Source organism: Micromonospora sp. NPDC005710 (assembly GCF_040630995.1).
In the GTDB taxonomy this organism is placed as follows: domain Bacteria; phylum Actinomycetota; class Actinomycetes; order Mycobacteriales; family Micromonosporaceae; genus Micromonospora.
In genome coordinates, this window is the sequence record NZ_JBEXYP010000044.1 from 1 (window position 1) to 11,161 (window position 11,161).

The 11,161-nt window shown below is 72.7% G+C and carries 9 protein-coding genes and 2 pseudogenes; 2 read left to right on the forward strand and 9 right to left on the reverse strand.

Annotated elements, in window-relative coordinates:
* The 9 genes and pseudogenes from ABZ406_RS30375 to ABZ406_RS30415 form a co-directional block, all read right to left on the reverse strand.
* On the reverse strand, nt 1-1,394 hold a 1,394-nt coding region (locus tag ABZ406_RS30375; RefSeq protein ID WP_357768918.1), incomplete at its 3' end, for an Hsp70 family protein.
* 85 nt (nt 1,395-1,479) lie between these two features.
* On the reverse strand, nt 1,480-1,926 hold the full coding sequence (locus ABZ406_RS30380; protein WP_357768932.1) for a GNAT family N-acetyltransferase: 447 nt from the start codon (nt 1,924-1,926) through the stop codon (nt 1,480-1,482).
* A gap of 222 nt (nt 1,927-2,148) precedes the next feature.
* Nucleotides 2,149-2,847, reverse strand: a pseudogene (locus ABZ406_RS30385) (dihydrofolate reductase family protein); the annotation flags it as partial.
* Nucleotides 2,844-3,527: a GTP cyclohydrolase II gene (ribA, locus tag ABZ406_RS30390; protein ID WP_357768920.1), complete on the reverse strand. Its 684-nt coding sequence runs from the start codon at nt 3,525-3,527 to the stop codon at nt 2,844-2,846. The pseudogene ABZ406_RS30385 and the gene ribA, both read right to left, overlap by 4 nt.
* 58 nt (nt 3,528-3,585) lie before the next feature.
* Nucleotides 3,586-4,524, reverse strand: coding sequence for a lysylphosphatidylglycerol synthase transmembrane domain-containing protein (locus tag ABZ406_RS30395; RefSeq protein WP_357768922.1), 939 nt, complete (start codon nt 4,522-4,524; stop codon nt 3,586-3,588).
* Nucleotides 4,525-4,589: 65 nt separating this feature from the next.
* Complete coding sequence (locus ABZ406_RS30400) at nt 4,590-5,408, reverse strand: class I SAM-dependent methyltransferase (protein WP_357768924.1); 819 nt, start codon at nt 5,406-5,408, stop codon at nt 4,590-4,592.
* Nucleotides 5,405-6,451, reverse strand: a complete 1,047-nt coding sequence (locus ABZ406_RS30405; RefSeq protein ID WP_357768926.1) for a glycosyltransferase family 4 protein — start codon at nt 6,449-6,451, stop codon at nt 5,405-5,407. The genes ABZ406_RS30400 and ABZ406_RS30405 overlap by 4 nt, the downstream gene beginning before the upstream one ends.
* Nucleotides 6,448-6,846, reverse strand: a complete 399-nt coding sequence (locus ABZ406_RS30410) for a 6-carboxytetrahydropterin synthase (protein ID WP_357768928.1) — start codon at nt 6,844-6,846, stop codon at nt 6,448-6,450. Before ABZ406_RS30410 ends, ABZ406_RS30405 begins: the two co-directional genes overlap by 4 nt.
* 2 nt (nt 6,847-6,848) lie before the next feature.
* Complete coding sequence (locus tag ABZ406_RS30415) at nt 6,849-7,832, reverse strand: zinc-binding alcohol dehydrogenase (protein WP_357768930.1); 984 nt, start codon at nt 7,830-7,832, stop codon at nt 6,849-6,851.
* Between the two features lie 201 nt (nt 7,833-8,033).
* Here ABZ406_RS30415 and ABZ406_RS30420 point away from each other — a divergent pair.
* Nucleotides 8,034-9,140: pseudogene (locus ABZ406_RS30420) on the forward strand (choice-of-anchor A family protein); the annotation flags it as partial.
* Nucleotides 9,141-9,218: 78 nt separating this feature from the next.
* Nucleotides 9,219-11,161 (forward strand): hypothetical protein (locus tag ABZ406_RS30425; RefSeq protein ID WP_357768934.1); only part of this gene is annotated, 1,943 nt, incomplete at its 3' end.

Here is an 11,161-nt window from a genome sequence, read left to right on the forward strand (position 1 = left end):
TGTGCTATTCCTATCTCGCCACCGGCGCACAGAACAGTCAGCCAGGTGATGCCGAGCACGGTCCGCCCGCCGGGCCGGGGGGGGGGACCCGCCGGCGGGGTGGATCCCGGCCAGGGCTGCGACCGTACGACCGGCGCGGGCGCTCCGGCCGGGCCGGGCGGGCTGACCGGGCTCGGCATCAGCGGGCTGACGGGACTGTGCGCCGGTGGCGGTCCGGCGGGCGGCGGTCCCGCGTACGCCGGGGCGGGTAGCGGCTTGCGCAGCGGCAGGTCGGTCAGGGCACCCTCGGCCACCGGCAACTCGGGCTGGTCCAGCACCGTCGGCGCGATTCCCAGCTCGGCGTGCAGCATGCGGGCCACCAGCGGAATCCGTGACGACCCGCCCACGAGGAACAGCCCGGCGAGCTGGTCGGGGGTGAGGCCGGCGCTGGCGATCACCTCCCGGGCCCGTTGCACCGCCCGGCGCAGCAGCGGCGTGGCCACCCGTTCGACGTCGGCGCGGGTCAGTTGGATCGTCTCGGCCACTCCCGGCACGGCGACCGGGGCGGTCGCCGACCGGGACAGGGTCTCCTTGGCACCTCGTACCTCGTCCCAGAGCCGGACCTGGTCGCGGCGCTGCGCCGGCTCCGCCGGCCGGGTGAGCCGGGCCCACTGCGCGGCGTGGCGTTCGCCGACCAACTCGCCGACCCGCTGCACCAGCGCGGCGTCGAGGTCCAGGCCGCCCAGGTCGGGAAGGCCACCGTCGGCGACCACGCTGAAGCCGGAGTCACCCCAGGGGTCGGCACCCTCGTTGCGCAACACCGCGACGTCGAGCGTGCCGCCACCGAAGTCGAACACCGCGATCGCCTCGCCGACCGGCACCGGACGGTGCAACACCTGGGTGTAGTAGCGGGCGGCGGCCACCGGCTCCCGCAGCAGCCGGGTTCCCGGCGGCGTCGGCCCGGCGAGGGTGTGCTCGGCCGCCTGCGGCCAACCCGCCCGCAGCAGCGCGTCGGCGAGGACCTGCCGCCGCGTTTCGTCCCAGGCCGCCGGGCAGGTGACCACTGCCGGAGGCAGGAAACCCACAGCGCCCACCGCGGCCCGCGCGACAGCAGCCAGCACCGCGGCGAGCAGGTCGGCCGGTGGGTACGCGCGGTCGCCGAGCCGGACTGTCGGCTCATCCACTCGACGCTTCGGGTTCGCCTCGAACCGGGCCGGGTCGGTCTGCGCCAACCGTCGGGCGTCCCAGCCGGTGTGCAGGGTGCCGTCCGGGTCGGCGTAGACGGCTGACGGACTGAGCGGTTGACCGTCCATCAGCAGCGGACGGGTGCGCCCGTCCGGCCAGCGCAGCACCGCTACCGTGTTGGACGTACCGAGGTCGACACCGAGCGCGAAACCCTCGTGCTGGCCTGCCATTGCCCGATACCTCCGCCGCGACGAGGGGAACTCGACCCCGCATCGTACGCAGGCCGTGCCGCACTGCTGATCACTCGGTCCGGGGTCAGTGGGTGGAGTGGACGCCCACCACCTCGTCCTCGCTCGTCTCCCCGGTCAGCTGGAAACCGAGCTTCAGGTAGAACCGCTCCGGACCGTCCGGCCCGGGCGTCCACGTCGTGTAGAACCGGTCGTTTCCCCGTCGGCGGGCCTCGTCGCGGACGGCGTGCACCGCGAAGCGGCCGTACCCCCGGCCCTGGTGATCGGCGGCGATGTTCAGGCGCCACAGCCCCGAGCGCCTGTCGTCCGACTGGGCCGGGTCCCAGACGATGTCGAAGAAGCCCATCAGGAAGCCGACGATCTCGTCAGCCTCGACGATCAGACGCGGCCAGGCGACCTCGGGCTGGGCGTACGCCTCGGCGAGGGACCAGGCGACCGGAGACGAGAACTTCTCCTGGTCGGGTCGCACGCTCAGCCGGCACGCGGCCTCCACATTGTCCTTGGTGATGGTCATCAGTCGCGGCACGCCGGCCACCCTACCGAGCGCAGCGCGAGTACCACCCGCAATAACCCCTCCCACCCCCACCCCTCCCACCCCCCACCCCCCGGTGAGGTGATCATGGGGTTGACGGGTTCCGCAGCGAGCGAATCAACCGCCAACCTCATGATCAACCGATAGGGCGGGCGGGGTGGGCGGGATGGGCGGGTGGGCGGGGTGGGCGGGGTGGGTGGGGGTGGGGCAGCGGGTGGAGAGGGCGTAGCGGAGCAGGACCACGTCGCCGATCTGGCGGGCCTCGGCCAGGCGGGCACGGCGGCCCGGGTGCCAGGGGAAGCGACCCTCCCCCACGAACCGGGGCGCCCGACCGTCACCGACGAAGAACGGGGCGACCACCAGGTGCAGTTCGTCGGCGAGACCGGCGGCGAGGAACTGGGCGTGCACGGTCCCGCCGCCCTCCACCATCAACCGCTGCACACCCCGCGCGGCCAGGTCGCTCAGCATCCGGACCAGGTCCACGGGCTCACCCGCGTCCACGATGGTGGCCAGTCGGCCGACCCGTTCCCGGGTCTTCTCCAGGGCGCCGGTGGCGCAGTAGACGAGCCGGGTCGAGTCTCCGGCGGTGAAGAAGCGCCCGGTCGGGTCGAGGTCACCCTGGGCGGTCAGGGTGACCTTGGTGGGCGAGGCGGGTCGGCCGGCCGCCTCCCGCTCGGCCCGGCGTTCCGGGGAGCGCACCAGCAGCCGAGGGTCGTCCCGCCGGACGGTGCCGGCGCCGACCAGGATGGCGTCACAACTGGCCCGGACCGCGTCGACGCGGTCCAGGTCCGCGTCGTTGGACAGCATCAACCGCTGCTCGGAGGCGTCATCGATGTACCCGTCGATGGAGGCGGCACAACTCAGCAGCACGTATGGACGGGTCGGCTCCGACTCGCAACTCATCGGGAGACGGGCCGCTCAGAAGGACGACCCGCGGGCGCCTCGGCCGCCTCGGCCTCCGCCGCCTTGGCCGCCTTCGCCGCCAGGTACTCGGCGTTGGCCGGCGACAGGAAAACGCTGGTCAGGACCCGCTCGGCCACGTCCACGCCCAGCCGGGTCAACTGCTCGGCCTTGTCCGGGTTGCTGCTGAGCAGTCGGACCCGCGGCACGCCCAACGTGGCGAGCATCTGCGCGGCGGCGCTGTAGTCCCGTTCGTCCTCGCCCCGACCCAGCGCGACGTTGGCCTGGTAGGTGTCCAACCCGGCGTCCTGCAACGCGTACGCGTCGAGTTTGGCGTACAGGCCGATGCCGCGGCCCTCCTGACGCAGGTAGAGCAGGAAGCCACCGGTCTCGGCGATCCGCTGCACCGCCTCGCGCAGTTGCGGCCCGCAGTCGCAGCGTTGGCTGCCGAACACGTCGCCGGTCAGGCACTCGCTGTGCGGACGGACCAGTGGGGCCTCTCCCCCGGCGGCGAGCCGGTCCAGGGCGCCGGCCCAGTCGCCGAGGCCGAGGGCCAGGTGTTCCCGACCGTCCACCAGGCCCTTGAAGGTGAACACCCGGGCGGTCGTGGTGTAGCCGTCCGGGAACGTCAGCGGCACCGTGACCTGGGTGCGGATCGTGGCAACCAGCAATTCTTCGGGCATGGGACTCCTTTGTCCGGCGCCACCGTCGTCCGGCGGCGCGTACCGTCTCACAACCGACTCAACAGTCGCCGCCGGAGGCGGCTTCCCGGGCGGCGACGGGAATGCGGCGTCGGCGGGCCAGCAGCACGGCGGCGCCGGGCAGGCTGGCCACCAGCACCAGCGCGCCGTAGACGGTGGCGGTGGCGACGCCCTCGGCCGCGCTGAGGCCGGCCGCACCGAACGCCCACGCCGCCGCCCCCTCGCGCGGCCCGAAGCCTGCGACGTTCAATGGCAGGCCCATGGCGAGCAGGGCGAGCAGCGTCAACGGCAGCAGGCGGGACAGCGGGGCGTCCGATCCGGCGGTGCGCGCCGCCACCAGGAAGGTGGCCAGGTGACCGGCGACCATCACGGCTGAGGCGACGAGCACACCGAACCAGGTGCGCCGCGCCAGCAGCCCCGAGCGCACGTCGGCCACGGCGGTCCGCAGCGCCGACGCCCAGCGCGACCCGCCGCCGTTGGGCAGGAGCCGGGCCAGCAGCACGACGACCAGCCCGCCGGCGACGAGCAGCGCGGCGGCGACCGGCAGGTACGGCCGGACCGGGGACGGGAAGGCCGCGAGCACCACCAGCGCGACGCCGATCAGCACCACCTGCCCGGCGGTACGCTCCCAGACCACCGCGCGGATGCCCCGGCTGACGTCACCGGCGTCGCGGCCGTGGCGGACCGCCCGGTGCACGTCACCGAGCATCCCGCCGGGCAGGGTGGCGTTGAGGAACACGGCCCGGTAGCAGTGCGCCACGGCGGTAGCCAGGGGCAGGCGTACGCCGAGCCCGCCGGCGACGAGGCTCCACCGCCACGCCGCGCAGACAGTCGTGAGCACCCCGATGACAAGCGCCGCCGCCAATGCCGGCGCGTCGATCAGTCGCACTCCGGCGAGGAACGGGCCGCTGCCCACCTGCCACAGCAGGACGGCGAGCAGACCCACCCCGCCGACCACTCGTGCCCAGGCCCAGAACATCGGCGCCGGCCTCCCCTTGAAGATCGTCCACTTGCCCTAGTGCACGTACCCAGGGTGGGAACGGTTCATCCACCGGCGAGCAGGTCAGTGTGTTGGACGAGCACTGTGAGGCGACCGGCCGCCGCGTCGGCCAACCGCCGGCGGGCGTACGCCTGCGCGGTGTCGGCGAGGTCGGGGCGCTGCGCACAGGCCGCGCCCAGCCATCCCCGGAACCACTCGGCGGTCAGGTCGGCCTGCTCCGGGCCGAGACGCCACGGGCTGGGCCGTTCCCGCACGTCGACGCCATGCCTGGCGAACGCGGCGGCGGTGGCGGCGGCCGCGTCCGGGCCGAGGAGTCGCCGGCCCTCGACGGTACGCCGCTGGTGGTCGTTGAACGCGGCCTCGACCGCCTCGTCGAGCGGATCGGCCGGGGTGAATCGGACCCGACCGGTCACCGAGACGGCGAACAGGGCGGGCCGGCCGACGCAGGCGGCCACCACCCGTTCGACCTCCTCCGCGGTGAGCATGTCCAGCAGCGCGGACGCGGTGACCAGGGAACCGTCGGCGAGGTCGGCGGTGGTCAGCCGGGTGAGGTCACCGCAGCGGGTCTGGACGGTGACCGGGGTGCCGTCGGCGGCGGTCACTCCGGCCATGCCCGTGGCGGCGCGGGCCAGCAGGTCGGCGTCCCGGTCGTGCAGCACCCAGTGCTGTGGTCCGGGCAGCCGGCTGGCCAGCCACCGACTCATCGAGCCGGTGCCGCTGCCCAGGTCGTGGATCAGCGTCGGGGTGTCCCCGGTCAGCCGGCCCCGGACGGCGTCCAGCAGGTCCTCGGCGCGCGCCGCAGCGTCGGCCGGCTCCCGCAACCGCAGCCAGTCCGCGAACGGCAGGGTCTCCTCGACGGTCATTCCGCCACCTCCTTCAGCACGCCGGCCAGCAGCGCGGTGGTCACCGGCCAGTCGGTCAGGGTGTCGCGCCGGGCGAGAGCGGCACGCCGCAGCCGGGCACGCAGTGCGTCGTCGTCCAGCCAGCGGGTCAGCGCGGCGGCCAGCGCCGTCGGGTCGCCGGGTGGGACCAGAAAACCCGGTCGGTCACCCTCGGGTGCGTCGCCGAGCGCCTCCGGCAGGCCGCCGACCTCGGTGGCCACCACCGGCAGGCCACGGGCCAGGGCCTCGGTGACGACCATGCCGTACGTCTCGCCCCTGGACGGCAGCACCAGCAGGTCGGCGGAGGCGTACGCGTCGTCCAACGCCGCCCCGGTCAGTGGGCCGACAAGCCGCACCCGATCGGCGAGGCCCGCCCCGGTCAACCTGTCGCGCAGCTGGTGCACGAGGTCTGGTTCCCGGGTCAGCGTGCCCACGCAGTGCATCGTCCAGCGCCGGTCGGCAAGCGTGGCCATCGCGTCGACGAGTACGTCGTACCCCTTGTGGTGGGTGACCGCCGCGACGCAGAGCAACCGGTCGCCCGCCGCCGTGCCGGCGGCGGGCGGTGCGGGCCGCACCCCGGGCGGCGCGGCCCGGACCCGGTCGGCGAGCGTGGGGTGACGGGCCAGCAGGGCGCGGCGGGTCCATTCGCTCGTCGTGACGACGGCCCGGGCGGCGGCCAGCGCGCGGGTCTCCGGCTCGTCGTTCAGGGGCAGGTGCACCAGGAGCACCAGGCGCAGCCGGCGGGCGTGCGCGGCGAGCAGGTCCGGCACTGTCGAGGCGATCAGGCCGTCGATCAGCACCACCGCGTCGTCGGGCGCGCTGGCGAGCACCCCGCCGAGCGTCGCCCGGTCGGCCGGGCCGGGGTGCGGCCAGGCGCCGGGCACCTGATGCTCGTGGACCGACCAGCCGTGCTCGCCCAGCCCGGCGCAGATCCGCCGGTCGTAGACGTTGCCGCCGCTGGGCGTGGCCGGGTCGTCGATGTCACCGGGCAGGACGACGTGCACCGCCCGGCCCGCGTCAGTCACAACGACCGCTCGTAGCTCGCCCAGGCGATGTGCGACTCGTGCAGGGTGACGGTGATGCCGGCGAGGTCGCGCGCCCCCGCGCCCAGCTCACCGGCGTGCACCCGCTCGACCAGTCGGTCGGCGACCGTACGGGCCAGCACCTCGGTGGTGGTGTTCACGCCGGCGAAGGCCGCCTCGTCGTCGAGGTTGCGGTAGGTCAGCTCGCTCAGCACGGCCCTTAGCTGCTCGGTGGCCAGGCCGATGTCCACCACGATCGAGTCGGCGTCCAGGTCGGGCCGGCGGAACGTCGCGTCCACCACGAACGTCGCGCCGTGCAGGCGCTGGGCAGGCCCGAACACCTCGCCTTGGAAACTGTGGGCGATCATCATGTGGTCGCGAACGGTGACGCTGAACATGGTCACTCTCCGTCGTCGTAGGTGATGAGGTGGCAGAGCGCGGGCAGGTCGCCCGAGGTCAGTCGGGCCAGCACGTCGGGAAGCTCCGCGAAGCGGGACGCGCCGGTGATCAACGCGTCGAAGGCCGGGTCGTCGAGCAGGTCCAGGGCGAGCGCCAGCCGGTCGGCGTAACTGCGTCGTCCCCGTCGGGCGGGTGCCACCATGCCGACCTGACTGCTGCGTACGGTGAGCCGACCGGAGTGGAACGCGCCGCCCAGCGACACCTGCACCGGGCGGTCGCCGTACCAGCTCAGCTCGATGACGGTGCCCTCCGGGGCGAGCAGGTCCAGTGCCTGTTGCAGGCCGGCGGCGGTGGCGCTGGCGTGCACGACCAGGTCACGGTCACCGCGGGCGTCGGCCGGGTGGGCGAAGTCGACACCGAGGGCCCCGGCCACGCCGGCCCGGCGCGCGTCGGTGTCGACCAACTCGACGTGCACGCCGGGGAACCGGGCGAGCAGCGCCGCGACGCAGCAGCCCACCATGCCCGCGCCGATGACGGTGACCCGGTCGCCGACCAGCGGCGCCGCGTCCCACAGGGCGTTGACGGCGGTCTCCACGGTCCCGGCGAGCACCGCTCGGGCGGCGGGCACCCCCTCCGGCACCGGCACCACAGCGCTCACCGGTACGACGTACGCGCTCTGGTGCGGGTGCAGGCAGAACACCGTCCGCCCGAGCAGCTCCGGCGGGCCCTGCTCGACCACGCCGACGCTGAGGTAGCCGTACTTCACCGGGCCGGGGAATTCGCCCTCCTGGAACGGCGCGCGCATCGCGGCGTACTGGTCGGTGGGAACCCGACCGGCGAAGACGAGCGTCTCGGTGCCCCGGCTGACCCCTGAGTAGCGGGCCCGGACCAGCACCTCGTCGGGGCCCGGGGCGGTCAGCGACACCGGCTGGATCTCGGCCACGCCGGGTTCACGCACCCAGCAGGCGTACGCCTCGCGGTCCACCGTCGCGCACCTCAGCTCTGCTCCGGGCCAACCGATCGGCCATGTCGGACCCCCGGTTCAGGGGTTGTCGATCATAAACACGGAAGTACGGTGCGCACAGTTCGAAGCCCGCCCGGTGAAACCATGATTCGGACAAAACCGTCATAAGCGTGTTTTTGCCCCGATAGGCTCCGCTGGCACATTCGAACCAGCGGGGGCGTGATGAGAATTTCGTGGTGGGGTAGCCGCAGGTCACGGGCGGCGGCGCTGTCCGCCGTCGCGGGCGTACTGGCGGTCAACGGTCTGCTGGTGCCGGCGCCTGTCGCGCCCACTCCGGTGCTGGCCGCCGTCGATCAGGCCATCGGCCCGGTCGACCCGGTCGCCGAGGCGCTGAGCTTCGGAGTGATGACCGAGGGCAACGCCACAGTGAACAACGACGAGAACGAGGGAACCCTCGCCGTCGGCGGTGACCTCACCTTCGGCAACTACCAGCTCGCCGGCGCGACCGCCGGATCGTTCGTGGTGCCCGGGGACGCCAACCCCAGCGCCCTGGTCGTGGGTGGACGGGTCAATTTCGCCGGAAGCGTCGGCGGCAGCCGGCTCCAGGTGCTCTCCAACGGCTACGCCAAGGTCGGCAACCTGACCGGCGCCTTCGTCCGCAACACCGACAACAACGGCGCACAGGTCAACACCCGGATCCTGCCGACGAACGACTACGACGCCTCGCCGCGGGTGGAGCTTGTCACCCGGCAGCCGGTCGCCAGCGTCGGGCCGACCTCCCCGATCAACTTCGCCGGGGCCTTCGCCGCCTTCCGGACGACCACTGCCGGGCTGGCCACCTGCGACAACACCGTGGTCCTGCGGACGCCGAACGGTGACGTGCTGCCCCGCCCGATCCCGCCGGGCAGCAACGCCGTCGTCACGTTGACCCCGGGCGTGACGAACGTCCTCAACCTGACCGCCGCCGACCTGGCCAACATCCAGATCCTGACCTTCGCGAGCCAGCCCACCGCCAGCACGCCACTGCTCGTCAACGTGGTCACCAGCGGCGTCGGCAACACGTTCGCCTGGACCGCCCCGAACTTCGCCGGCATCGGCGGGCAGCAGGCGCGCTACGTCCTGTTCAACTTCCCGACCGCCACCGCGCTCACCCTCACCCCGAACGCCGCCACCGTCGAAGGCACCATCTACGCCCCCAACGCCAGCCTCACCGACCTCTCCTCCAGCAACACCGAGGGCAGCGTCATCACCCGTACGCTGGACCACCGCGGCGGCGAGATCCACTACTTCCCGTTCAGCACCACGCTCTCCTGCGAGGGCAGCACTCCCGCCGACATCGCGCTGATCAAGTCGTCGACCACCACGCTGATCACCAGCGTCGGTCAGCAGGTGCCGTACTCGTTCCACGTGGTCAACACCGGCGGCGTACCGCTGACGAACATCTCCGTCACCGACGTGCAGACCCCGCCGTCGTCGAACGCCAACCTCGGCCCCATCACCTGCGCCGCCACCACCCTCGCGCCCGGCGCGCGGACCGCCTGCACGGCCACGTACACAGTCACCCAGGCCGACCTGGACAACGGCGGCGTCACGAACGTCGCCACCGCACAGGGCAGCCCACCCACCGGAGCACCTGTCGTCTCCGACCCGAACACCCTGACCATCCCGGCACGGGTGCTCACCGCCGCCGTCACCGTGGTCAAGTCGTCCACCACCACGTCGATCACCACTGTCGGGCAGCAGGTGCCGTACCGGTTCCTGGTCGCCAACACCGGCGGCCTGACCCTGACCAACGTCGCCGTCACCGACGTGCAGACACCGCCGTCGTCGAACGTCAACCTCGGCCCGATCACCTGCCCGGTCACCACCCTGGCACCGGGCGCGAGCACCACCTGCACCGCCACCTACACCGTCACCCAGGCCGACCTGGACAACAACGGCGTCACGAACGTCGCCACCGCGCGGGGTACCCCGCCCGGCGGCGGTACGCCGGTCACCTCGCCGCCCTCGACGCTCACCATCCCCGAAGCGGGCCTGATCGCGTCGATCGCCATCATGAAGACCTCGACCACCACGTCCATCACGACTGTCGGCCAACAGGTGCCGTACCAGTTCCACGTGCTGAACACCGGTGGCTTCACCCTCACCGGCGTGAACGTGACGGACGTGCAGACCCCGCCGTCGTCGAACGCCAACCTCGGCCCGATCACCTGCGCCGCCACCACCCTCGCCCCCGGCGCGCAGACCCTGTGCACCGCCACCTACACGGTCACCCAGGCCGACCTGGACTTCGGCTCGGTCCGGGACAGCGCGACAGCGCGGGGCACCCCGCCCGGCGGCCGGCCGCCCGTGCAGTCGCCGCCGGCGACGCTGATGGTCCCGAGCGACGTGGTCATTCCGGGGATCTCCCTGGTGAAGTCGTCGACGACCACGTCGTTCACGACGGTCGGACAGCAGGTGCCGTACCGGTTCCTGGTCGCCAACACCGGCGGCGTGACGCTCAACAACGTGAACGTCACAGACGTGCAGACCCCGCCGTCGTCGAACGCCGACCTCGGCCCGGTCACCTGCGCCGCCACCACCCTCGCACCGGGCGCGAACACCACCTGCACCGCCACCTACACAGTCACCCAGGCCGACCTCGACAACGACGAGGTCGCCGACGTCGCCACCGCACACGGCACACCCGCGGGCGGTGACAACCCGATCGACTCGGCACCGTCGACGCTCACCATTCCGGCGGCCGACCTGATCCAGTCGATCTCGCTGCTGAAGTCGTCCACCACCGTCTCGATCAACACGGTCGGTCAGCAGGTGCCCTACCGGTTCCTGGTGGCCAACACCGGCACCGTGACGCTGTCCACAGTGAACGTGACAGACGTGCAGACCCCGCCGTCGTCGAACGCCAACCTCGGCCCGATCACCTGCGCCGCCACCACCCTCGCACCGGGCGCCAACACCACCTGCACCGCCACGTACACCGTCACCCAGGCCGACCTCGACAACAACGGGGTCACCGACGTCGCCACCGCACACGGCACACCGCCCGGCAGTGACACGCCCATCGACTCGGCGCCGGCGACGCTCACCATCCCGGACGCGGGGCTCGTCGCCAGCATCCAGGTGGTGAAGACCTCGACCACAGTGCTGATCGACACGGTGGGGCAGCAGGTGCCCTACCGGTTCCACGTGGTCAACAACGGTGGGCTCACGCTGACGAACGTCAACGTGACAGACGTGCAGACCCCGCCGTCGTCGAACGCCAACCTCGGCCCGATCACCTGCGCCGCCACGACTCTCGCGCCCGGCGCGCAGACCCTGTGCACCGCCACCTACACGGTCACCCAGGC

What these genes read in the sequence shown, in the direction of transcription:
- ABZ406_RS30410 (WP_357768928.1), bottom strand. Translation starts at nt 6,846, where the DNA reads ATGTTCAGCGTCACCGTTCGCGACCACATGATGATCGCCCACAGTTTC.
- ABZ406_RS30395 (WP_357768922.1), bottom strand. Translation starts at nt 4,524, where the DNA reads ATGTTCTGGGCCTGGGCACGAGTGGTCGGCGGGGTGGGTCTGCTCGCC.
- ribA (WP_357768920.1), bottom strand. Translation starts at nt 3,527, where the DNA reads ATGCCCGAAGAATTGCTGGTTGCCACGATCCGCACCCAGGTCACGGTG.
- ABZ406_RS30400 (WP_357768924.1), bottom strand. Translation starts at nt 5,408, where the DNA reads ATGACCGTCGAGGAGACCCTGCCGTTCGCGGACTGGCTGCGGTTGCGG.
- ABZ406_RS30380 (WP_357768932.1), bottom strand. Translation starts at nt 1,926, where the DNA reads ATGACCATCACCAAGGACAATGTGGAGGCCGCGTGCCGGCTGAGCGTG.